The sequence below is a fragment of the Streptomyces sp. ASQP_92 genome (assembly GCF_025399895.1).
Lineage (GTDB): Bacteria > Actinomycetota > Actinomycetes > Streptomycetales > Streptomycetaceae > Streptomyces.
On the sequence record NZ_JAODUA010000018.1, the window covers coordinates 23,716 to 47,303 of the forward strand.

At 72.4% G+C, this 23,588-nt stretch carries 17 protein-coding genes; 6 read left to right on the forward strand and 11 right to left on the reverse strand.

The window, feature by feature from the left end; all coding sequences use genetic code 11:
- The first annotated feature begins 182 nt into the window (after positions 1-182).
- Positions 183-1,757 carry a sodium:solute symporter family protein gene (locus N4G70_RS29550; RefSeq protein ID WP_261715811.1) on the forward strand — a complete coding sequence of 525 codons (1,575 nt, stop codon included), beginning with the start codon at positions 183-185 and terminating at the stop codon, positions 1,755-1,757.
- Positions 1,758-1,845: 88 nt separating this feature from the next.
- Here the strand turns inward: N4G70_RS29550 and N4G70_RS29555 are convergent, their stop codons facing one another.
- The 4 genes from N4G70_RS29555 to N4G70_RS29570 form a co-directional block, all read right to left on the reverse strand.
- Entirely contained in the window at positions 1,846-2,280 is a 435-nt protein-coding gene (locus N4G70_RS29555; protein ID WP_261715812.1) for a hypothetical protein, read from the reverse strand.
- A gap of 82 nt (positions 2,281-2,362) precedes the next feature.
- A complete protein-coding gene (locus N4G70_RS29560) occupies positions 2,363-3,487 on the reverse strand; it encodes an ADP-ribosylglycohydrolase family protein (RefSeq protein ID WP_261715813.1) in 1,125 nt (374 codons plus the stop codon).
- A 152-nt stretch (positions 3,488-3,639) separates the two neighbouring features.
- Positions 3,640-6,102: a tetratricopeptide repeat protein gene (locus N4G70_RS29565; protein ID WP_315904305.1), complete on the reverse strand. Its 2,463-nt coding sequence runs from the start codon at positions 6,100-6,102 to the stop codon at positions 3,640-3,642.
- Between the two features lie 34 nt (positions 6,103-6,136).
- Positions 6,137-6,748 (reverse strand): TetR/AcrR family transcriptional regulator, encoded by a 612-nt coding sequence (locus N4G70_RS29570; RefSeq protein ID WP_261715814.1) that lies wholly within the window; start codon positions 6,746-6,748, stop codon positions 6,137-6,139.
- 119 nt (positions 6,749-6,867) lie between these two features.
- Between N4G70_RS29570 and N4G70_RS29575 the strand changes: the two genes are divergently transcribed.
- A complete protein-coding gene (locus N4G70_RS29575; RefSeq protein ID WP_261715815.1) occupies positions 6,868-7,386 on the forward strand; it encodes a cupin domain-containing protein in 519 nt (172 codons plus the stop codon).
- Here N4G70_RS29575 and N4G70_RS29580 read toward each other — a convergent pair.
- A complete protein-coding gene (locus N4G70_RS29580) occupies positions 7,383-10,022 on the reverse strand; it encodes a bifunctional FO biosynthesis protein CofGH (protein WP_261715816.1) in 2,640 nt (879 codons plus the stop codon). The two genes, N4G70_RS29575 and N4G70_RS29580, sit on opposite strands and share 4 nt — an antisense overlap.
- A gap of 193 nt (positions 10,023-10,215) precedes the next feature.
- Here N4G70_RS29580 and N4G70_RS29585 point away from each other — a divergent pair, with 193 nt between their 5' ends.
- Positions 10,216-11,904 carry a CocE/NonD family hydrolase gene (locus tag N4G70_RS29585; RefSeq protein ID WP_261715817.1) on the forward strand — a complete coding sequence of 563 codons (1,689 nt, stop codon included), beginning with the start codon at positions 10,216-10,218 and terminating at the stop codon, positions 11,902-11,904.
- 85 nt (positions 11,905-11,989) lie between these two features.
- On the opposite strand, the gene N4G70_RS29590 is transcribed toward N4G70_RS29585, so the two are convergent.
- Positions 11,990-12,820 (reverse strand): LLM class F420-dependent oxidoreductase, encoded by an 831-nt coding sequence (locus tag N4G70_RS29590; RefSeq protein WP_261715818.1) that lies wholly within the window; start codon positions 12,818-12,820, stop codon positions 11,990-11,992.
- A gap of 811 nt (positions 12,821-13,631) precedes the next feature.
- Between N4G70_RS29590 and N4G70_RS29595 the strand changes: the two genes are divergently transcribed.
- The 3 genes from N4G70_RS29595 to N4G70_RS29605 all read left to right on the forward strand — a co-directional run bounded on the left by N4G70_RS29595 (position 13,632) and on the right by N4G70_RS29605 (position 16,321).
- Positions 13,632-15,173, forward strand: a complete 1,542-nt coding sequence (locus N4G70_RS29595; RefSeq protein WP_261715819.1) for a CehA/McbA family metallohydrolase — start codon at positions 13,632-13,634, stop codon at positions 15,171-15,173.
- A gap of 110 nt (positions 15,174-15,283) precedes the next feature.
- Positions 15,284-15,871: a Uma2 family endonuclease gene (locus tag N4G70_RS29600; RefSeq protein ID WP_261715820.1), complete on the forward strand. Its 588-nt coding sequence runs from the start codon at positions 15,284-15,286 to the stop codon at positions 15,869-15,871.
- Between the two features lie 126 nt (positions 15,872-15,997).
- Positions 15,998-16,321 (forward strand): putative quinol monooxygenase, encoded by a 324-nt coding sequence (locus N4G70_RS29605; RefSeq protein WP_261715821.1) that lies wholly within the window; start codon positions 15,998-16,000, stop codon positions 16,319-16,321.
- A gap of 17 nt (positions 16,322-16,338) precedes the next feature.
- On the opposite strand, the gene N4G70_RS29610 is transcribed toward N4G70_RS29605, so the two are convergent.
- From N4G70_RS29610 to N4G70_RS29630, 5 genes are all read right to left on the reverse strand, one after another.
- The gene (locus N4G70_RS29610; RefSeq protein WP_261715822.1) at positions 16,339-17,814 is read right to left on the reverse strand and encodes an aldehyde dehydrogenase family protein; all 1,476 of its coding nucleotides are present in this window, start codon (positions 17,812-17,814) and stop codon (positions 16,339-16,341) included.
- Complete coding sequence (locus N4G70_RS29615; protein WP_261715823.1) at positions 17,811-19,550, reverse strand: amidohydrolase family protein; 1,740 nt, start codon at positions 19,548-19,550, stop codon at positions 17,811-17,813. The genes N4G70_RS29610 and N4G70_RS29615 overlap by 4 nt, the downstream gene beginning before the upstream one ends.
- Before the next feature lie 914 nt (positions 19,551-20,464).
- Positions 20,465-21,592, reverse strand: coding sequence for an LLM class flavin-dependent oxidoreductase (locus tag N4G70_RS29620; protein WP_261715824.1), 1,128 nt, complete (start codon positions 21,590-21,592; stop codon positions 20,465-20,467).
- A 138-nt stretch (positions 21,593-21,730) separates the two neighbouring features.
- Positions 21,731-22,513, reverse strand: coding sequence for an SDR family NAD(P)-dependent oxidoreductase (locus tag N4G70_RS29625; protein WP_261715825.1), 783 nt, complete (start codon positions 22,511-22,513; stop codon positions 21,731-21,733).
- A gap of 58 nt (positions 22,514-22,571) precedes the next feature.
- On the reverse strand, positions 22,572-23,480 hold the full coding sequence (locus N4G70_RS29630; protein WP_261715906.1) for an LLM class F420-dependent oxidoreductase: 909 nt from the start codon (positions 23,478-23,480) through the stop codon (positions 22,572-22,574).
- Between the last annotated feature and the right edge of the window lie 108 nt (positions 23,481-23,588).

Genomic DNA, 23,588 nt, shown 5'->3' on the forward strand with positions numbered 1-23,588 from the left:
TATCCATGACCGTCGATTGTCTTGACCACCCCCTCCGCCAAGGGGTTCAATCCCGGAAGTCCCCGCTCCCGCACGGGGCGCCGCTGGGCCGGACGTGCTGACGAAGAGCATCCGCGTTCCACGACGTCGGTCCTCGACGTCTTTCAGTGACGTTCACAAGGCGGACCCCTTGGAGGGGGCACATGAACAGTCTCGACTGGGCCGTGCTCATCGGCTACTTCGGTGTGATGGTCGCGATCGGCATCTGGTCCCACAAGCGGGTCGACAATGTCTCCGACTTCTTCACCGCCGGCGGCAAGATGCCGTGGTGGCTGTCCGGCATCTCGCACCACATGTCCGGCTACAGCGCGGTGATGTTCACCGGCTACGCGGGCATCGCCTACAAGTACGGGGTCACCTCCTTCGTGACCTGGTCCTTCCCCATCGCGGTCGGCATCGGCATCGGAGCCAAGCTCTTCGCGTCCCGGCTCAACCGGCTGCGCTCCAAGCTCCTCGTGGCTTCCCCGCTGGAGTACCTCAAGAACCGCTACAACGTCTCCACCCAGCAGGCCCTCGCCTGGTCCGGGCTCCTGCTGAAGATCGTCGACGTGGGCGCCAAGTGGGCGGCCATCGCGACCCTGTTGTCCGTGTTCACCGGGATCACCCTCACCCAGGGCATCTTCATCACGGGCTGCATCACCGCCGTCTACTGCACGGTCGGCGGGCTGTGGGCGGACGCGCTGACCGAACTCGGCCAGTTCGTCATCCAGTTGTTCGCCGGGCTCGCGATGCTGATCGCCGTCATGGGCAAGCTGGACGGCTTCTCCACCCTGTGGACGGTGTGGGACAAGCTGCCCAGCGGCCACGCGGACGCCACGGCGGGTCCGTACACCGTCACCTTCCTGATGGCGTTCCTGTTCATCAAGACCTTCGAGTACAACGGCGGCATGTGGAACCAGGCCCAGCGCTACATGGCCACCGACTCGGCGCGCTCGGCGACGCGTTCCGCGTGGCTCTCGGCGATCCTGTGGGCGGTCTGGCCGACCGTGCTCTTCTTCCCGATGTGGTGCGCGCCGCTGCTCGTGCACGCCAACAAGCCGGACGGGTCGGACAGTTACGCCCTGATGACCGAGACGCTGCTGCCGCACGGCATGCTCGGCCTGGTCGTCGTCGGGTTCTTCTCGCACACCATGGCCATGTGCTCCTCGGACGCCAACGCCATCTCAGCCGTCTTCACTCGCGACATCATGCCCGTCCTGTCGAAGTCGGCCCGCGGCTGGACCTCGCGCGCGGGGCTCGTCGCCGCGCGCCTGTCCACGCTGGTCTTCCTCGGCCTGTCGATGACGATCGCCACCCAGGTCAACTCGCCCGCGTTCAAGGACATCATCACCGTGGTGATCAAGTGGGTGGCCGGACTCATGGGCCCGATCGCGATCCCGTTCATGCTGGGCCTGCTCAGGACGTTCCGCAGGTCCGGCCCGACGGCGGCGCTCACGAGCTGGGCGGCCGGGCTGCTCGCGTTCTTCTTCGTCAACTACGACCTGGACGGCTCGCAGAAGACCGGCGTGGCCCTCCAGTGGCAGGTGTCGGTGCCGCTGGCGATCTCACTCGTCCTCTACATCGTGATCGGACTGCTCAAGCCGGAGGACACCCCGGAGCGGGACGCGCTGCTGGCGCGCATCAACTCCGATGACGACGGCCCGGGTTCGGCTCACGCGGCGGCGCCCCTGCCGACCCAGGCCGGCGCCGGGGAGGCCACGGTGGTGACGGCGGAATGATCTTCGGCGGTACGGGCCCGGCGGGTGGGCGGGGCCGTGCGGCGAATGGGTCGCGGCCGGGGACCGGCCGCGCCCGCACGGGGCGGGGTCAGCCGGTGTTCTCCTGATCGCCCTGCTCACTCGCCGGGGCGTCCTGACCGTCGCCGCCGGCGGCCGGGTAGGCGCCGTCGCGGTGCGGGCCCCAGCGCTCGTAACGGCCCTGTGGGTCCTCGTCGCCGGTGGGCGGGCAGTGCTGGCCGTCGGCGTCCTCCTCCTCGTCCATGACCATCTCGTCGACGGCCTGCTGGGCGTCCCGGGCGTCGTAGGGCGGGAGTTCGTCCGCGCGGGCCGAGGGGTCGGTGAAGGCGGGCTCGCTCTCGCTCTGGACGTACTGGAAGTGTTCGGCGTCGTCGGCGGGGACGGCGGCGGAGGAGGTGCCCGCGCCGGTGCCGAGCAGCGCGAGGGCGACCAGCGGGGCCGTGAACCAGCGGGCCGACAGGGCGCGGCGGGCGTGCGTGGTGCGAGCGGTGGGAGGCGGGGTCATGACCACGACCCTGGCGAAGACGCGTGCGGGCGCGCGAGGGACACGCGGCTTTTGGGGCAATCCTTCGCCCGCACGGGTGGTTTCAGCCCCTCGGATAGCGCAGCAGCCAGCCCGCCGTGTTGACGGCGGGTCCGTGCAGGGCGGGGCCCTGGGTCATCTCCATCGCGAAGTCGTCGGCGAGTTCGAGCAGCGTGGGGCGGCCTTCGAGCTGGGCGAGCCAGGCGGGCGGCAGCGCGGTCTCACCGTGCATGGCGCCCAGCAGGCTGCCGCAGACGGTGCCGGTGGCGTCGGAGGGCCCGTCGTGGTTGACCGCGAGCAGCAGCCCGTGCCGGATGTCCTCGCCGACCAGCGCGCAGTACACGCCGATCGCGAGGGCCTCCGGCGCGCTGTGGCCGGTGCCGAGCGTGGCGATGAGGGCGGGGCTCGGCATGCCCTGCCGTACGGCGCCCAGCGCGTGCTTGAGGGCCTCGGTGACCCGCTGGTGCCCGGGGCGCACCGCGAGCTGCGCCAGGGCCCGCTGGACGGCGCCGTCCATGGACTCGCCCCGGGCGAGCCCGTGCACGATGACGGCGAGCGCGCCCGCCGACAGATAGCCCGCCGGGTCGCCGTGGGTCTGCGCCGCGCACTCCACGGCGAGCTGGAGCACCAACTGCGGCTCCCAGCCCACCAGGAGCCCGAACGGCGCGGAGCGGGTGAGCGCGGCCGGGTCGTCGGCGCCCGGGTTCTTGGGCTGCTCCAGGGTGCCCATGACGTCGTCGCCGAACCCCACCAGACAGGTCTTGGCGGGGTCGCGCCGGGCGTAGAGCCACTCCTCGCGGGCCAGCCAGCCGTTGTCCTCGCGGCGCTCGTCGGGCCCCCAGTCGCGCTGGGTGGCGGCCCAGCGCAGATGCGCCCGGTGCACATCGGTGGGCGGATGCCAGGCGCCGGTGTCGCGGCGCACCTGGGCGCGTATCAGCCCGTCGACGGTGAACAGGGTGAGCTGGGTGGCCGCGCTCACCGCGCCGGGCCTGCCGTACGCGGGCACGAGGTCGCCCAGCGCGTCCGTGCCGTGCCGCTCGCGCATCTCCGCGAGCGTGAGCCCCGCGACCCCCGCCCCGAGCGCGTCCCCGATCGCCCCGCCCAGCAGACAACCCCGCACCCGGCTACGGAAGTCCTGCTGTTCGGCCCGACCCCAGACGGGTGCGGTGGCTCCGGCTGCTGCGCTCATGCGGCAGCACGGTACCTGAACGGGTGCGCCCGTTTAAGAGGGCAAAGTGACCGATCGTGGACGAGTGGGGGCACGGGGAGACGGCCGGGGCGTCAGCCTCCGGATGCGCCCCGCGGGCCGTCGCGCCCCAGTTCCCGGGCCCACCCCGCACCTCACCCCACCCCCTCCGGCGGCACCGGCCCCCGGGGGATGCCCTGGGAGGCGGAGGCCTCGGTGGCTCGGGTTTCGTCGGCCAGGGCCTCCTCCTCCCGGCCTGCCAGGCGGTGCAGGCGGGCGCGTTGCTGGTAGGCCCAGCTGTAGCCGGGGACCAGGGCGATCGCCCGGTCCAGATCGGACAGGGCCTCGGCGGTGCGGCCCAGTTCGGCCAGGGCCACCGCGCGGCTGCCCAGGGCCCAGGCGTAGCCGGGATCGAGCGCGAGGGCCCGGCCGTACGCCGCGACGGCCTCCTCGTGGCGGCCCGCGAACCGGTACACGTCGCCGCGCTCGCCCAGCACCCACGCCCAGGACGGCGAGAGCCCCTCGGCCCGGTCGAGGTCGGTGAGGGCGCCCCCGGTGTCGCCGCGCAGCCCCCGCACATGGGCCCGGCGCACCAGCGCCCAGCCGTAGTCGGGGTCGATGAGGAGCGCTCGGTCGAAGTCCTCCAACGCCCTTTCGGGATCGCCGAGTTGGGCGTACGCCTGGCCGCGGCTGCCCAGGGTGAGCGCGTCGCCGGGGTCGAGCGCGAGGGCGCGGCCCAGTTCGGCGACGGCCTCCGCGTAGCGGCCCGCGCGCCGGTGGGTCTCGCCGCGTTCGCGCGGTGCGCGCGCCTGGTCCGGCTCCAGCTCTTCGAGCCGGTCGAGGTCGGCGAGGGCCGCCGCGTAGTCGCCGACGGCCCGGTGCACCACGGCCCGCCCGTGGTGGGCGTCCGCACTGGAGGCGTCCAGGGTGAGCGCGCGCCGGTAGTCCGCGAGGGACTCCTCGAACGCGTCGGACCGGAAGTGGCCCCAGGCGCGGGCGATGTGCACGGCGACCCGGTCCTCGTCGGTGAGCTCGGGCCGGGCCAGCATCATGCCGAGGACGTCCACGCAGTGGCGGCGCTCGGACTCCAGGGCGGTCAGACAGGCCGCGCCCCACTTGCGCAGCGCCTCCCGGTTGCCGTCCTCTCCGGCCTCGGCGATCACCCGCGCCCAGCGGCGCGCGGTGACCGTGCCCTGCCGGCAGGCCTCGATGCCGTCGCGCAGCACCTGGGCGAACGCGCCCGCGGGGTCGGCGCACAGCCGGTGGTAGAGCTCCTCCAGGCGCGGCTCGCGCCAGGCCTCGTCGCGCCAGCGCCGGCCCGCCGCGTCCTCGGCGGCGGCCCGCTCCCGGGCGTACCAGGCGGCGAGCCGTTCGTGGCCGGCCCGCCAGCGCTGCGGGGACGCGGTGCGCTGGAGGCGGTGCATCGGGGCGCGGACGACGTCGTGGTACTTGATCCGGCCGCCCTGGTCCCGCACGAACGGCAGCGAGCGCAGCCAGTCGAAGAGGCCCGCCGCGTCCCCGGTCACGGCCGCGCGGAAGACGTCCTCGTCGAGCCTTCGGGGCAGGGCGCCTTCGAGCGCGGCGGACCTGCGGACGGGGTCGGGCTCCCACTTCAGGAAGCGCTCCACCGCGGTGGCGCTCGGGTCGCCGATGTCGGCCGGGGTGGCGGGCCGGCTGCCCGCGAGCGTGCTCACCAGGACCGGGAGCCGGCCGGAGAGCCGCAGCACGTCCCGTACCACCTCCTCCTCCACCACGCCTTGTGCGGCGAGGAGTTGGCGGGCCTCGTCCTCGGTGAAGGGTTCCAGGGGGAGGTCGGCGGCGTAGTCCGCGGCGGCCGGCCAGTGCAGGGGGTCGGGGCGGCCCTGGCCGGACAGGGTGAGGACGGTGTTGGCGGGCAGCCCGCCGTAGCGGTCGGTGGTGACCAGATCGCGCAGCCAGTCGTCCAGGAACGCGCCGGTGCGCTCGTACGTGTCGAAGAAGACGGCCAGCCACGGCACCTGGGCGGCCACCCGGCCCAGCTCCTCCACGAACACCGGCGTGAGCACCCGCAGCGGTTCCAGGACGAGTTGCACGTCCTCCGGGCGGCCGAGCCGGGCGCTGAGCGTCGCCCTCAACCGCTCGGCGCCCTGGGCGAGTTGGACCGGGTCGACGGCTCCGGCGAGCGGGCCGACGCCGGGCACCAGGCTCATCCCGGCGAGCCCCGCCTGCGCGGCGACCACCGACCCCGCCGAAGGGCCCGCCCCGGGCCCGGAGCCGAGTCCGGCCTCGGCCTCGTGGCGGCGCTGGCGGTAGGTGGCCAGGATCTTGTCGAGCGCCTTGAGGGGCCGGCCCTGGCGGGCGAAGCCCGCGCTGATCGCGGCCATCGCCTCGGGGACGCCGTCCACGCTCTCGTCGGTGTAGGCGGTCAGCGCCCCGCGCTCCAGGGCCGCCTGCTCCAACTCCCTTACCAAGACGGTCTTTCCGACGCCCGCGTTGCCGTACACCCGGAACACGAACCGGTGCCGCTCGTCGTCGACGGGGATGTCGAAGTTGCGCCGGTAGACGGCGAGTTCGTCCCTGCGACCCACGAATCCGGCCCGCTTGCGACGCCGGATGAGCTCCTGCATCGAAGGCTGCACGCCCCCCACCACTCCCCGTCGGTCGGGATCGCGGTCACGCGAGCCCGAGATGCTCCCCGACCTCGACCATAGCGGGGAGCGCCAGGGCGCCTTCGGGCCGCAGGCCGTGGAGGTAGACCGCGACATGGCGCGCGGCGAGCGCGGCGGCCACCCCGGACGGCAGGTGCGGCATGGGACGGCAGGCCATCGCGGCCGCCCCGATCAGGTCGAACGCGGTGACGTCGGTCCGCAGGACCCCTTCGGCCCGCCCCTCGGCGAGCACCTCCTCCAGCGCGTCCAGGATCGCGCGCTGAAGCTCCCGCACGCGGGGGTCGCGCACCACGGGGCCGCCGATGAGCGGCATGACCAGACGGTCGCGCTGGGCGACGACCCGGCGGAACATCTCGGCCAGGACCTCGACCGTGCCGCCGCCGGCCGCGCGGGCCGCCTCGACCGCCGCGAGGCCCGTCTCGAACCCCTCCAGAGCGACGTCGGTGATCAGCGCGTCCCGGTCGGGGAAGCGCCGGTAGAGCGTGCCGATGCCGACCTCCGCGCGGCGCGCGATGTCGTCGAGGGCGACGGCGGTGCCCTGTTCGCGGAACAGGTCCCGGGCCGCAGCCAGGATCTTCTCCCGGTTCCGCCGGGCGTCGGCACGCAGTCCTGTCATGCGGAACATGCTAGGCGCCCGAATTATCTGGAGCTTTTCCTCCACTTGAGGCGTACGGTGATCCCGTCCGCCATCGGCCCGTGAGCGACGGGCCGTCCGCCGTACAGGAAGGCACCGCCATGTCCACGACCCCCGAGGACCGCTTCGTCGTGCTCGCACCCGGCGAGACGCGCCCCACCCGCGTTCCGCTGCCGCCCGGATTCGGCGTCAAGGTCACCACCACCGACAGCGAGGGCCGCCTCGTCGTCCTGGAGAACCGGCTCGACGTCGATGTCCCGCCGCACGTCCACGCGTTGATGGACGAGTTCGTCTACGTCCTGGAGGGCGAGATGGAGATCGACTACCGGGGCGCGACCCACCGGCTGACCGCCGGCATGTGCGCCCTGCTCCCCCACGGCGTCCCGCACGCCATGCGCAACGCCTCCCAGCCCCCCGTCCGCACCTTGCAGATCTCCACGCCCGGCGGCTGGGACCGCTTCCTGGAGGACCTCTTCGTGGCGGGCCCCGCCGCGCGCACCCCCGAGGGCACGATGGACCTGGCCAAGGTCAACGCCCTCGGGGAGCCGTACGGGATGCGCTACACGCCCGGCACGCTGGCACTGGACCGGCCCGAGCCCCCCGCCACCACGGGGGCCTAGTCCCCCACCACCGGCAGCAGCTCGGGCAGATGGCCGTCCGAGGCGTGGGCGGCCGTCATCCGCTCGTCCGCCACCTCCCCGTACAGGGTGGTGCGCGGACGGGACGGGCGGCCCGCCGCCTCCGCGATGGCCACCAGGTCCTTGATGGAGCGGTAGGAGCCGTAACTGGAGCCCGCCATACGGGAGATGGTCTCCTCCATCAGCGTGCCGCCCAGGTCGTTCGCGCCGGAACGCAGCATCTCGGCCGCGCCCTCCTGGCCCAGCTTCACCCAGCTCGTCTGGATGTTGGGGATGTGCGGGTGCAGCAGCAGGCGGGCCATCGCGGTCACCGCGCGGTTGTCGCGGGCGGTGGGGCCGGGGCGGGCGATGCCCGCCAGATACACCGGGGCGTTGGTGTGGATGAAGGGCAGCGTCACGAACTCGGTGAAGCCGGCCACGTTGTTGGCGAGAGCGTCCTGCTGGATGCGGGACAGGGTGCGGAAGTGGCCGAGCCAGTGGCGGGGCTGGTCGACATGGCCGTACATCATCGTGGAGGAGGAGCGGATGCCCAGCTCGTGGGCGGTGCGTACGACCTCGATCCAGGTGGCCGTCGGCAGCTTTCCCTTGGTGAGGATCCAGCGGACCTCGTCGTCCAGGATCTCCGCCGCCGTGCCGGGGATCGAGTCCAGACCGGCCGCCTTCGCCTCGGTCAGCCACTCGCGGATCGACATCCCCGTGCGGGTGGCGCCGTTGACGACCTCCATCGGTGAGAACGCGTGGACGTGCATCCCCGGCACCCGCTCCTTGACCGCGCGCGCGATGTCGAAGTAGGCCGTGCCGGGCAGGTCGGGGTGGATGCCGCCCTGCATGCAGACCTCGACCGCGCCCACCTGCCAGGCCTGTTCGGCCCGGTCGGCGACCTGGGAGAGCGAGAGGGTGTACGCGTCCGCGTCCGTGCGGCGCTGCGCGAAGGCGCAGAAGCGGCAGCCCGTGTAGCAGACGTTGGTGAAGTTGATGTTCCGCGTGACGATGTACGTCACGTCGTCGCCCACCATCGACCTGCGGACGTCGTCCGCGATCCGGCACAGCGCGTCGAGCGCCTCGCCGTCCGCGTGCAGCAGGGCCAGCGCCTCGGCGTCGGTCAGCTTCGTCGGGTCGTCGGCGGCGACCGCGAGCGCCTGGCGTACGTCGGCGTCGATGCGGGAGGGCACCATGCCCGGGGCGGCCGCCTCGCGCAGCGCGCCCCAGTCGCCGTACACGGAGTCGAAGTCCTCACGGCGGTCGCCGGTGCGGCCCTCGGTGTCGATGGTGCGGTGCAGATCGGTGCGGCCGGTGGCGGTGAAGCCCTCGTCCGGTTCCTGCCAGGGCAGGCCGCGCACCTCGGCCGTCTCGTCGGCCAGGCCCGTCTCCGGATCGGCGAGCGCGCGCACGTGCGGCAGCAGCCGGGGGTCGAGCCACGGCTCGCCGCGCTGGACGAACTCCGGGTAGATGCACAGCCGTTCGCGCAGGACGAAGCCCTCCGCCGCGGACTTGTGCGCCAGCTCCTCGATGCGCGGCCAGGGCCGCTCGGGGTTGACGTGGTCGATGGTGACCGGCGAGACGCCGCCCCAGTCGTCGATGCCCGCGCCGATCAGCCGCCCGTACTCGCCCGCCACCAGGTTGGGCGGCGCCTGGAGGCAGGCCGCCGGGCCCATGATGTGCCGGGCGACGGCGACGGTGGCGACCAGGTCGTCGAGTTCGGCGTCCGGCATGCCGCGCATCGCCGTGTCCGGCTTGGCGCGGAAGTTCTGGATGATCAGCTCCTGGATGCCATGGTAGGAGCGGGCGATACGGCGCAGCGCGAACAGCGAGTCGGCGCGCTCCTCGTACGTCTCGCCGATGCCGATCAGCAGCCCGCTGGTGAACGGCACCGAGGAGCGGCCCGCGTCCTCCAACACCCGCAGCCGTACGGCCGGTTCCTTGTCCGGGGAGCCGTAATGCGGGCCGCCCGGCTCGGACCACAGCCGGGTCGCGGTGGTCTCCAGCATCATCCCCATCGAGGGCGCGACCGGCTTGAGGCGCTGGAAGTCGGTCCACGACAGCACCCCGGGGTTGAGGTGCGGAAGCAGCCCGGTCTCCTCCAGGATGCGGATCGCCATGGCGCGTACATAGGCGATCGTGTCGTCGTAGCCGTGCGCGTCCAGCCACTCGCGGGCCTCGGGCCAGCGGTCCTCGGGCTTGTCGCCGAGGGTGATCAGGGCTTCCTTGCAGCCTAGTTCGGCCCCCCTGCGGGCGACGTCGAGCACCTCGTCGGGGGACATGAACATGGAGTGGCCGTCCCGGCGGAGCTTGCCGGGCACGGTGACGAAGGTGCAGTAGTGGCACTTGTCCCGGCACAGCCGGGTGAGCGGGATGAAGACGCTCTTGGAGTACGTGATGACCCCTGGCCTGCCCGCGGCTTCGAGGCCCGCGTCGCGGACCCGGGCGGCGGAGCGGGTCAGGTCGTCGAGGTCGTCGCCGCGGGCCTGGAGCAGCACGGCCGCCTCGGCGACGTCGAGCGCCACGCCGTCCCTGGCGCGTTTCAGCGCGCGCCGCATCGAGTTGGCGGTCGGTGCGGCACCGGGCCGCGGAACGGGGCCCGGCCCTTCGGCCTGCGGGGGCTGCGCGCTGGAAGTCATCCTTCGAGGATACGAGCGGGGGTTCGCCGCGGGGCGCCGGGCGTCACTCGCGCCCCTCCCGGTACCGCCCGGGGAACGTTTCCGGCCGATCCTCGCAAACCGCGCACTACCCAGCGCGTTCGACTCGATACTGGGAGTCGCCCCGGGCCCGGGCGACAACCCATGCACGTCGACGAACCAGGGGTGGGACAACGTGACTTCCGACGGAACGCGACCGGACACCGTGCTGAGCCTCTACCCGGAACTGGACGAAGGGGCGCTGGGACAGGTCGTCCAGGCGCTGCGCACCGGAGACACCTCGACGCTCGGCCCCGCCCGGGCGGCCGAGGTCGCCGGCACACGAGAGGCCGCGACCTTCCTGGACGGGGTGCGGGTGCCGGCCGGCGAAGGGGTGGAGCTCGACGCCGCGTTATGGCTGCACAACGGCGAGGGACCGCACCCGCTGATCGTGATGCCCTCCCCGTGGGCCAAGCAGGGCTGGCTCGTCTACGCCATCCAGGCCATGCGCTTCGCCCGGCGCGGCTACCACGTACTGGCCTACACCGCGCGGGGCTTCGGCGAGTCCGGCGGCGAGGTCGAGGTGGCCGGGGAGAAGGACGTCGCGGACGGGATCGCGGCGCTCGACCACCTCGTCTCCCAGGCCGGCGGCCCGGACGCGGTCGGCAGGATCGGCTTCCTCGGCGACTCCTACGGCTCCGGCATCAGCCAGCTGGTCGCCGCCGAGGAGCCCCGGGTGAACGCTGTGGTCGCGCTCAGCACCTGGGGCGATCTGGGCGAGGCGTTCTACGAGAACAACACCCGCCACGTGGCCGCCGTGAAGACGCTCCTGAACGCCGCCTCGACGGCCCGGCTCAGCGAGCGCACCCAGCGGGCCTTCGACGACGTCCTGGCCAACGAGAACGTCGAGGAGACGCTGGTGTGGGCGGCCGAGCGCTCGCCCTACCACCGCGTCGACAAGCTCAACTCCCGTGCGGTGCCGGTGCTCTTCGCACAGGCCTGGCACGAGACGCTGTTCCCCGGCAACCAGACGCTGAAGACGTTCAACGCGCTCAGCGGCCCCAAGCGGCTGCTCTGGTCGATCGGCGACCACTCGGGCCCCGAGATGAGCGGCATCCTGGGCCTGCCCAACCGCGTCTGGGAGGAAGCACACCGCTGGTTCGACCAGCATCTGCTGGAGACCGACGACGACGAGGCCGCGGCCGCCGCCTTCGACTCCGAGTCCGGCGACCGGGACCAGGTCGTCAGCGAGGTCATGTGGGGCCGCGCCCTGGAGTCCCGGCCGACCTGGCACGCGGCGGCCGGCACCCCCGAGCGCTTCTACCTCACCGGGCCGGCCGAGGACGGCAAGGACGGCGGCCTCCTGGACAAGCCCACCAACGGCTGGCACACCACGTTCACCACCGGGACCGACACCCCGGCCACCGTCGCCGACCAGATCCTGCTCACCGGCTACGCGGAACTCGCCGGGCTCCCCAAGGTGTACCGGACGGGCCGCATCGACCGGGCGGCGGCCGGGGTGTGGACGAGCGCGCCGCTGCCCTCCCGCCACCAGCTGCGCGGGGTGCCGCGGTTGCGGGTGACCGTGGCGCCGAGCGAGCCGGACGCCACGTTCGTCGCGTACCTCTTCGACGTCAACGCGCTCGGGTTCGGCCGCATCATCACGCACGCCCCGTACACCGTGCTGGGCGCCACCCCCCATACACCGGCCACCGCCGACATCGCGCTCCAGGTCACCGGGTACGACGTGCGGGCCGGGCACCGTCTGATGCTGGTCCTGGACTCGGTGGACCCGTTCTACGGCGACGCCAACGCCAACCCGGGCACCGTCACCATCACCTCGCCCGACGAGGAGCCCTCGTATCTGGAACTCCCGCTGAGCTGAGGCACCCACTTCCGGGGGCGGCCACCACGGCCGCCCCCTTTCTCGCGCCCGCTCCCCGGTGCGGGGTGCGCCCGCCCGGTGTCGCCTACAGATACGGGGCGTACTCGTCCAGCACCTTCAGCACGCCCGTCTCGTCGGCCGACGGCAGTTGCAGGACGACCTCCTCGATGCCGAGCTCCGCGTAGTGGGCGAGCTTGCCGGGGGCCGGCAGGACCGCGTACGGGACGACCTCCAGGTCGCTCGCCGCGCGCCCGGCGTCCTGCCACACCTGGCGCAGCACCGGCAGCGATTCGCTCAAACCGCGCCCGCCGATGGGCAGCCAGCCGTTGGCGTACTCGGCGATGTGCGCGAACAGCTTGGGCCCGGCGGCGCCCCCGACCAGGATGCGGGGCGCGCCGTCGCGGTACGGCTTGGGGTGGGCGTAGGAGGCACGTACCGACCCGAACTCGCCCTCGTACGCGGTCGGTTCGGCCGCCCACAGGGCGCGCATCAGGGCCATGCGGTCGCGGACCAGTTCGCGCCGGGTGCCCCACTCCACCCCGTGGTCGGCGGCCTCCTCCTTGTTCCAGCCGAAACCGAGCCCGAGCGTGAAGCGGCCGCCGCTGAGGTGGTCGAGGGTCGCGATCTGCTTGGCGAGGTCGATCGGGTCGCGCTGGGCGACCAGCGTGATGCCGGTACCGAGGTGCAGGTTCTCGGTCACCGCCGCGACCTGGCCGAGCGCCACGAAGGGGTCGAGGGTGCGCCCGTACTCCGCCGGCAGCTCACCCCCCGCCGGGTAGGGGGTGGTCCGCTCCACCGGGATGTGGGTGTGCTCGGGCAGATACAGCCCGGAGAATCCGCGCGCCTCCAGTTCCCGGGCGAGGCGGACGGGGGTGATCGTCTGGTCGGTCAGGAAGACGGTGACGGCGATGCGCATCGGCATACCTTCCGGTCGGTCCGCGATGGGGCTCACTTCCTATCCCCCGCCCCGCCGCCCCGCAAGGCCACCCCGTCCTCAATCGCCGGCCGGGCTGAATGCCCGGCACCGGGCGGCCCCGGCACCGCCCGGGCACACCCGGACCGGCCGAAGCGGCCCACGTGGCCCAGCACCAGCCCCCAGGGGCGCGGGGAACTGCGCGACCAGCCACGCACGGCCCGCAGCCAAAAGCCCCCTGGGGCTCCGCCCCAGACCCCGTTCGCGCCTGAACGGCGCTCGTCCTCAAACGCCGGACGGGCTGGGTATGCCCGCACTGGCCCGCACCAAGCACCTAAGGGGCGCGGGGAACTGCGCGAGCAACCACCCGCAGCCCGCAGACGCCCTGGGGCTCCGCCCCAGACCCCGTATCGCGCCTAAAGGGCGCTCGTCCTCAAACGCCGGACGGGCTGAGGTGGCCATGCTGGCCAGCGCCGAGTAGTTAGGGGCGCGGGGAACTGCGCGAGAAGCGACCACGGCCTGCGGACGAAAGCAGGTTTTAGGGGCGCGGGGAACTGCGCAAGAAGCGAACACGGCCCGCAGGTTCGAGCGGGTTCAGGGGCGCGGGGAACTGCGCAAGAGGGGAGCGCGGCCCGCAGGGGGCGCGAAGGCTCGGGGAGCCGGCGCGCTCGGGGACGCGGGGCCGCGCAGTCGGCCGGATCGGCACGGCCCAACAACCCGTGGGACTCCCCGCGTTCACCCGAGGGTACGAGAGTGGGCAGGCATCCAGAAGCCCCACCGCCCCCACCCTCTCGACTCATTGGGAGCCCAGCTCATGACCGAGAACGGATCCGGATCCATCGGCAGGCGAGGACTCATCGCGTCGGGCGCGGCCACCGCCCTCACCTTGGGAACCGTGACCTTCGCGCACGCCGCACCGGGCGACGGCGGCCCCGGGGGCACCCACCCCGGCCGCCCTGGTCGCCCCGACGAGACCCGGGTGGTGCACGGCACCCTCCCGCCCGGCTCCCCCGACTTCGTCTACCTGCCCGTGGAAGTCCCGTACGGCGTGCGGGAGTTGGCGGTCTCGTACGCGTACGAGAAGGCGAACGTGCCGCCCGGCACCCAGAACAACGCGCTCGACATCGGCATCTTCGACGAGCGCCGCACGGCACTCGGCGGGGCCGGGTTCCGGGGCTGGTCGGGCGGGGCGCGCACGGCGTTCTTCATCCGGGCCGACGACGCGACCCCGGGCTATCTACGCGGCCCCGTGCGCGCCGGGACCTGGCACATCGCGCTGGGCCCGTACACGGTGGCCCCGCACGGCCTGCCGTACACGGTGACGATCACCCTGAAGTACGGCGAGGCGGGCACGGTACCGGCGCCGGTCTATCCGCCGCCCCGGGCCAAGGGGCGCGGCCGGGCCTGGTACCGGGGGGACTGCCACCTGCACTCGGTGCACTCCGACGGCGGCCGCACCCCGGCCGAGATCGCGGCGCTGGCGCGGGCGGCGGGCCTCGACTTCATCAACACCTCCGAGCACAACACCACCTCGGGCCACCGGGCCTGGCAGGGCCTGTGGGGCGACGACCTGCTGATCATGACGGGCGAGGAGATCACCACGCGCAACGGCCACGTGCTGGCCCTCGGCACCGAGCCCGGCCGGTTCATCGACTGGCGCTACCGGGCCCGGGACAACCGTTTCGGCCACTTCGCGCGCCAGGTCCGCGCGGCGGGCGGCCTGGTCGTCCCCGCCCACCCGCATGCCACCTGCGTCGGCTGCAACTGGAAGTTCGGCTTCGGCGATGCGGACGCGGTGGAGGTGTGGAACGGCACCTACACCCCGGACGACGAGGTCTCCCTCGCCGAATGGGACAACTCCCTTGCCCTGTCCGCCCGTTCGGGCAGGCCGTGGCTTCCGGCGATGGGCAACAGCGACGCCCACCGCGACCCGGACCGCATCGGCGGCCCGCAGACGGTGGTGCTGGCCGACGACCTGACGACCCGGGCGATCCAGGCGGGCCTGAGAGCGGGCCGCTCCTATGTGGCGGAGTCGGCCGCGCTCTCCCTGTCCTTCACCGTCTCCGGCGGCCACGGCCAGCACGCGGGCATCGGCGAACGCCTGCGCGCCGCACCCGACGAGCCCGTGACGGCCCGCCTGGAGGTGACCGGCGCTCCCGGCTGCACGGCCTCCTTCGTCACCGACCAGGGCACCCTGCACACGACCACCCTCGCGACCTCCCCCGCCACCACGACCTGGGAGACCACCCCGGCGTACGCCACCTACATCCGCGCCGAGGTCCGCCACCCCGCCACGACCCCGGGCCTGCCGGGCCCCCTGGCGGCGTTCACGAACCCGGTGTTCCTGGGCGGCTGACGCGGGTCCCTGTTCTGACGGCTGACGCGGCCCGGCGTGACGTCGTCACCGTGCGTATCGTTGTACTGCGCGGCCGCCTGTGACCACACGCGGCGGGGAGGAGCGCCACGGTGACTGCTGTCGACGACAGGATCAGGATGGCCGACCAGAGCGACGAGCTCACGCTCGACTTGATGTTCGAGCTGATCGAGCACATGCGCGTCCCCGAGGGATACAAGGTCGAGGTCGTCAAGGGGGCCATCTACATGTCGCCGCAGCGCGATGTCCACTGGGACATCACAGCGAACCTCCTCGAACAGCTCCGGGCCAGGTATCCGCGCCGACGCCTCAAGTCCGACGTGCGCATCGACTTCCCCGGACACCTCAACGGGTTCGCGACCGACGTCACGGCGCTGGCTGGCGACGCGGAGAAGAATGACAAAGGGCTCTGGCGCTACCAGGACATCGAGTGCGTCGCGGAGGTGATCTCCCGGAGCACCGCGGCCAACGACTACGGCCCGAAGAAGGAGGCGTACGCCACGGCCGGCGTCCCGGTGTACCTGATCGTCGACCCCTACGCCGGCGAGTGGCACCTCCACACCCTGCCCAAGGACGGCAAGTACCGCAGCGAGCTCACCCTCGACTTCGGCGCCCCCATCGACCTCGAGGGAACCGTCGTCGGCCTGGTCCTCCGGACCGACGACTTCGCCCGCGACTAGCTCCACGTACATGCGCCGACGGCGTCCGCACAGCCGGGGACCGGCAGGCGGACCCCGGCCCCCGGGCCATCGACGCCCGGTATGGCCGGTTTCGCGGGGCTCGGGTGGGGCTGGCACAGTGGAGGCATGATCTTCATCGCCGTACGGTTCACCGTCCGTCCCGAGCACGCCGACAACTGGCTCACCATCGTCGACGACTTCACCCGGGCCACCCGCGCCGAGCCGGGCAACCTGTTCTACGACTGGTCGCGGAGCGTGGACGACCCGAACCAGTACACCCTGCTCGAAGCCTTCGCCGACTCCGCCGCGGGAGAGGCACACGTCGACTCCGACCACTTCCGGGCCGGCATGGAGTCGATGGCCGGGGCCATCGCCGAGACCCCGGAGATCATCAACGTCGAGGTGCCCGGCCAGGGCTGGAACAAGATGGCCGAGCTCCAGCCGAAGTAGGCGGGACGGGGCGGCGGTCAGCCGGGCCAGACGATCGACTGGAGTTCGCTGTACGCGTGCAGCGCGTACGAGCCGACGTCGCGGCCCACCCCGCTCTTCTTGAAGCCGCCGAACGGCGCCTCCATGTTCCGGCCGATGGTGTTCACGCCGACCCCGCCCGCGCGCAGCCGCCGCGCGACCCGGAAGGCGCGGGCCACGTCGCCGGACCACACATAGTCGAGCAGGCCGTACTCGCTGTCGTTGGCCAGCGCCACGGCCTCCTCCTCGTCGTCGAACGGGATGACCACGACGACCGGGCCGAAGATCTCCTCGCGGGCCACCCGCATGTCGTTGGTGCACTCCGCGAGGAGGGTCGGCGCCACATAGAACCCGCGCTCCAGTGGTGGGCGTTCGCCGCCCGCGACCACCGTCGCGCCCTCCTTGCGGCCCAGCTCCACATATGACTCGACCCGGTCGCGGTGGGCCGCCGAGATCACCGGGCCGAGCACGGTGTCCGGCGCCGTGGGGTCGCCGACCTTCAGGAATCCGGCGTACTCCCGGAGTTTGTCGACCAGTTGGTCGTGGACACCGCGCTGCACCAGGACCCGGGTCGGCGCGGTGCAGATCTGCCCGCTGTAGAACGAGAACGTGGTGCCGATGCCGCCGACCGCCGAGCCGAGGTCGGCGTCGTCGAAGACGACCGCGGCCCCCTTGCCGCCCAACTCCATCAACTGCCGTTTCATATGGCGTCCGCACACCTCGGCGATGCGCTGCCCCACGGCGGTGGAGCCGGTGAAGGAGACCATGTCGACGTCGGGCGAGTCGACGGCCGCCTCGCCGACCGCCGGCGCGGACCCGGTGACCACGTTCACCACCCCGCGCGGCACCCCCGCCTCCTCCAGCGCCTCGGCCATGCGGAACACCGACAGCGGGTCCTGCGGGGCCGGCTTCACCACGACCGTGTTGCCCATGGCGAGCGCGGGCGCGACCTTGCCCGCCGGGTTCGCCCACGGGTTGTTGTACGAGGTGACGCAGGTGACCACCCCCACCGGCTGGCGCACCGCGAGCGCCCCGAACACCCCGGCCCTCCCCATCGGCCCCGCCTCGTTGATCTGCGGCACGAGCGCCCGCTCCACCGGCTCCAGGGCGCCCTTCGCATACCGCCGGAACCGCGACACCCCCACCCCGACCTGCATACCGCGCGCGGTGGCGGTGGTGGCGCCGGTCTCGGCACGGGCGAGCTCGGTGTTCACCCCCGCGTCGCGCTGCATGAGGTCGGCCGCCCGCTCCAGGATCGCGGCCCGCTCCTCGGGACGCGTCCGCGACCACCCGTCGAACGCCTCCCGCGCGGCGGCGGCCGCCCGGTACACCTGCTCGCGGGAGGCCTCGGGCGCGTACCCGACGACCTCCTCGGTGGCGGGATCCAGCACGGGGTAGTGCCCCCCGTCGGGCTCGACCCACTCGCCGCCGAGGAACAACTTCCTTTCAGCGGGCCCGCGTTGCACTCGACTCACTTGGTGCTCACCGTCCTGGTGTCGCGTCCGGAACGCAGGACCGTGCCGGGCACGGCCCCCGTCACCCGGTCGTCGCGGAGGGTCTCGACGCCGTTGACCCGGACCGAGACGACGCCGATCGCCTTGGAGTCGAGCCGGGGGCTGTCGCCCGGCAGGTCGTGCACGAGAGTGGCGGGCCCGGCCTCGATCCGCTCCGGGTCGAACAGGACGAGGTCGGCATGGAACCCCTCCTCGATCCGCCCCCGCTCACGCAGCCCGAACAGCCGGGCGGGGTCGTCGGTGAGCATCTGCACGGCCCGCTCCAAGGGGACGAGCTTGCGCCCGCGCAGACAGTCCCCGAGGAAACGCGTGGTGTACGGCGCCCCGCACATCCGGTCGAGGTGCGCCCCCGCGTCGGACCCGCCGAGCAGCACGTCCTCGTGCTCCCACGTCTCGCGCCGCAGCGCCCAGGTGGCGGGGTCGTTGTCGGTGGGCATGGGCCAAAGCACCGTCCGCAGGCGGTCGTTGGCGCAGATTTCGACGAGGCAGTGGAAGGGGTCGAGTCCCCGCTCGGCGGCGATGTCACCGACGACCCGCCCCGACAGGCCCACGTTCTCGGGACTGTAGGTGTCGCCGATGACGTACCGCCCGAAGTTGGCGAGCCGGCGGAAGATCCCGGCTTCCTTGCTGTCGGCGCGGCGCAGCATCTCGGCCCGCACCTCGGCGTCGCGCAGCCGGTCGATGCGTTCGGGGACGGGCAGGGCGAGGATGTCGCCCCAGCCGGGGATGAGGTTGAGGGCGCAGAACGTGCCGAGCGACATGTTCATGGGCGTGAGGATCGGCATCGTGAGGGCGACGATCCTCCCACCGGCCTTGCGGGCACGCTCACTTGGCACCAGCTGACGCGGTACGCGTTCGGGTACGGCGGCGTCGATGGTCAGCACGTTCCAGTTGAGCGGACGCCCCGCGGCGGCGCTCATCTCCACCAGCAGGTCGATCTCCTCGTCCGCGAACTGGTCGAGGCACCCGGCGACGATCGCTTCGAGCTGCGTCCCCTCGTGCTGCCCGACGGCCTCGCTCAGCGCGAGGAGCTCGGCGGGCAGAGCGTGCCGGGACGCGACGGGCCTGCCGTCGCCGTCGGAGTGGGTGGAGGACTGGGTGGTGGAAAGACCCCAGGCCCCCGCGTCCATCGCGTCGTGGAGCAGCGCGAGCATGGCGTCGAGCTGCTCGGGGGTGGGCTGCCCGCCGACCGCGTCCGGGCCCATGACATGGCGGCGCAGGGCGCAGTGGCCCACCATGAACCCGGCGTTCACGGCGATGCGTCCGTCCAGCGCGGCGAGATAGTCACCGAAGCTGGCCCACCCCCAACTCACCCCCTCCTCAAGGGCCTTGAGGGACATCCCCTCCACCTTGGACATCATCCGGCGGGTGTAGTCGGCGTCCTCGGGACGGTCCGGGTGGAGTGGGGCGAGGGTGAACCCGCAGTTGCCGCCGGCGACGGTGGTGACGCCGTGGTTCATGGACGGCGTGGCGTACGGGTCCCAGAACAGCTGGGCGTCGTAGTGGGTGTGCGGGTCGACGAACCCGGGAGCCAGCACGAGACCGGAGGCGTCCTCGCTGCTCGCGGCCTCCTCGGTGACGGTGCCGGGCGGCGCGACGACGGCGATCCGCCCACCCCGAATCCCGACATCCGCGACCCGCGCCGGGGCGCCGGTGCCGTCCACGAGGGTGGCGCCCTTGATCAGGTGGTCGAGCATGGGGTCCCTTTCTCCCTTGGCCTGGGGGGCCTGGTTGTGTTCTCCCTTGGCGGGGGGGGCGGCTTCCCTTGGGCGGGGGCTGGTTGCGGTCTCCCCGGTTGGGAGGCCGGTTGCGGGTACGGGGTCGCGCCTTCGGCGGGGTGATCGGGGGCGGGGGCGCCCCGGCGGGGTCATCGGGTGCGGGGGTTCGCCCCCGGCCGGGGGCGCCGCGAATGGCCTCCGGCCGGGGGCGGTGACGGGACGGCGGTCCGGGAAGACACCGCCCCGCGTCTGTACGGGGCTCGGCCCCGGGCCCCGGCGATCCCCCACCCCGCCCCTTCCCGAAACCCTCCGGGGGTGGGTTCGGCCGCGGACCGTACGGGTGGCTCGCGCAGTTCCCCGCGCCCCCCGAACCCCCTCTCGACTGCGGACCGCGCGGGGCTGGTCGCGCAGTTCCCCGCGCCCCCAAAAACCCTCGGTCGGCTGCGGACCGTGGTCGCTTCTCGCGCAGTTCCCCGCGCCCCTGAAGGCCCTTCGGTCTGCGGGCCGTGCGTGGCTGGTCGCGCAGTTCCCCGCGCCCCTTAACTACTCGGTGCTGGGGCACCTTCAGCCCGTCCGGCGATTGAGGACGAGCGCCCTTAAGGCGCGAACGGGGTCTGGGGCAGAGCCCCAGAGGGCCCGGAGCCAACCAACCCCCGTCACAGGCGGGTGGGTGGGCAAAGGTGCCTCGGGGTCTGGGGCAGAGCCCCAGGAGGCCCCGCACCATCCAACCCCCTGCACGGGCGGGCGGGTGGGCGAAGGGCCCGGGGTCTGGGGCGGAGCCCCAGGAGGGCCGGAACCATCCAACCCCCTGCACGGGCGGGCGGGTGGGCGAAGGGCCCGGGGTCTGGGGCGGAGCCCCAGGGGGCCCGGGGCGCGGCGGAGCCCCCGGCCGTTCAGCCCCCCGCGGCCGAGCGGAAGCGCGACGTCCGGTGAACCGGATCCGTGTCGATCTTCGGAATCACATGCTCCCCGATGAGCCGAATCGTCTGGAGCGTGTCCTCGTAGGACACCCCGATCGGCAGCCCGAACGACAACTGATCCGCCCCCGCCTGCTCCCACCGCTTGCACTGCGCCGTCACCTCGTCCGGATCCCCGCAGATCATCAGCTCCTCCGCGATGAGCAACTCGATGATCTCCGCGTTGTACTCGGGCAGGAGCTCGGGCCACTCCGGAATCCCCTCGGGACGGGGGAACGTGTCGTGGTAGCGGAACACCAGCGACTGGAGCCGGTTCAGCCCGCCGCCGACGGCGATCCGTACCGCCTCGTCGTGCGTGGGCGCACAGATCGCCGTGGACGTCACCATGACGTTGTCGTTGACGAAGTCACCGATGGGTTCGGCCTCCTGGATGGCCGTCTTGTACTGCTCCAGGACCCACTCCATGTCGGAGACCTTCTGCACGGAGAACCCGAGCACCCCGAGTCCCTTGCGCGCCGCCATGGCGTACGAGGGCGGCGACCCGGCGGCGTACCACATGGCCGGGTGCGACTTCCCGTACGGCTTGGGGAAGATCTTGCGGGGCGGCAGCGACCAGTGCTTGCCCTGGAACCCCGGGTACTCCTCCTGGAGCCACATCTTGGGGAACTCCGCGATGGTCTCTTCCCAGATCTCCTTGGTGTAGTTCATATCGGTGACGCCCGGTATGAACCCCAGGATCTCGTGCGAACCGGCACCGCGTCCGCTGCCGAACTCGAAGCGCCCCTCGGAGAGGTGGTCGAGCATGGCCACCTTCTCGGCGACCTTCACCGGGTGGTTGACCTGGGCCAGCGGGTTGAAGATGCCCGAGCCGAGGTGGATGCGCTCGGTGGCGTGCGCGAGGTAGCCGAGGAAGACCTCGTTGGCCGAGAGGTGCGAGTACTCCTCCAGGAAGTGGTGCTCGGAGGCCCAGGCGTACTTGAAGCCGGACTTGTCGGCCTGGATGACGTACTTCGTCTCCTCCATCAGCGCCTTGTGCTCCGCCATGGGGTCGACCGCGGACCGTGCTGCCGGCACGTATCCCTGCACAAAGAGTCCGAATTCCAAGGGACTTCTCCTTCATGGGAATCACTTGTTTCTGACGCACCGTCAGATTGTGACGAGCTCGACTGTTCCACCGGCCGCGAGGACCGTCAATACCTGACGCGCAGTCAGGCACTGGTCTCCGGGCGGCCTCGCGCCGCCTCAGAACAGCGAGACGCCGGCGAGCCAGCCCCCGTCGATCACGAACGGCTGGCCGGTGATGTACGAGGAGTCCCCGGCGGACAGGAAGAGCGCGAGCGCGGCCACCTCCTCGGGCCTGCCCACCCGGCCGAGCGGCACGAGCTTGCGGTAGAGGTCGTCCAGGGCGGCCGAGGTCTCCGCGTGGTCCGCCGTCGGGTCCAGCTGGGCAGGGTTGGACATCGCGGTGTCGATGGCGCCCGGGCACACCGCGTTGACCCGGATCTTCAGATGCGCGAGCTCCATCGCGGCGACCCGGGTGAGCCCGAGGATGGCGTGCTTGGTGGCCGCGTAGGCGCCGACCGCGCTCATACCGGTCATGGCCGTGTACGAGGCGGTGTTGACGATGGTGCCGCCGCCCGCCGCGCCGATCTCGGGGGCCACGGTCTTGATGCCGAGGAAGCAGCCGACCTGGTTGACCCGCACCACCCGCATGAACTCGTCCAGCGGCGTGTCGACGAGCGCGTTGAAGCGCAGGATCCCGGCGTTGTTGACCAGGCCGTCGATCTTCCCGAAGGCGTCCTTCGCCGCCGCCACCGCGGCCGCCCACTCCTCCTCCCGGCTCACATCGAGATGGACGTAGCGGGCGGCTTCCCCCAGTTCCTTGGCCAGCGCCTCGCCCTGCTCGTCGAGCACATCGGCGATGACGACCCCGGCCCCCTCGGCCACGAAGAGCCGCGCCTCCTGTTCGCCCTGGCCCCGTGCGGCACCGGTGATGAAGACGACCCGCCCATCGAGCTTGCCCATGCGGTCCTCCTGTTCGTCGAGGTGTACTGGCCGTGCGTGAGGAGACTGTTCAGTCGATTCAGTCATTGAGGTGCGGGCCGACCTCTGACCCGAACATGCCCATCTGGTCGATGAGTTCGGACCGCGTACGCGAACGGAACCGCACCTGGATCTGGTCCACGCCCATCTCGCGGTACGCGCGCAGCGACTCGGCGAGGGCCTCGGGCTTGCCGGTGAGGGTGCGTCGCCCGGTGTCCCAGCCGGGTTCACCGACGTACAGCGCCTCGGTGATCGCGCCGACGGTGATCGGGTCGACGACCCCGGCCTGTTCGCGAAGTGACTTCAACTTGGCTATCTGCGCGGGAAGTTCACCGCGCGGGTCGCCCTGCGGGAGCCAGCCGTCGCCGCGCAGGGCGGCTCTGCGCACGGCGGCGGGGGACGAGCCGCCCACCCAGATCGGCACCTGCCGCTGGGCGGGCCGGGGCCGCTGGCCGAGCCCCTCGAAGGCGAAGCGCCGGCCCTGGAAGGAGGGGTACTCCTCGGGGCCGAGCGCGGCCCGCAGCGCGTCGATGGTCTCGTCGAGGACGGGCCCCCGCCGCTCGAAGTCCGCGCCGACCGCCTCGAACTCCTCCCGTACGTGGCCCGCGCCGACGCCCAGGATCAGCCGGCCGCCGCTGAGGTGGTCCAGGGTCGCGTACTGCTTCGCGGTGACCAGCGGGTGCCGGAGCCCGGCCACCGCCACATGGCTCATCAGCAGGACCCGGTCGGTGACCCCCGCCAGGAAGGAGAGGGTGGCGACCGGGTCGTACCAGACGGTGCTCATCGCGCCCGCGAGCCGGCGCGGGATGGCCACGTGGTCGCAGCTCGCGAGGTAGGCGAAGCCGGACCGCTCGGCGGCGCGGGCGATCTCTGCCAGATCCTTTGGCCCGGCGTCGGCCTCCCACGGCTCCGCGTAGATGGTGCTCTGCGACTGGACCGGGAGCTGCATCCCGTACACCAGTCGCCCGTTCGGCAGTATCGGCACCGTGCGCCCGCCTCCACCCTGATCTGACGATCCGTCACCCGAGTTGGTGGCCCCATGGTCATAGCTGACGCA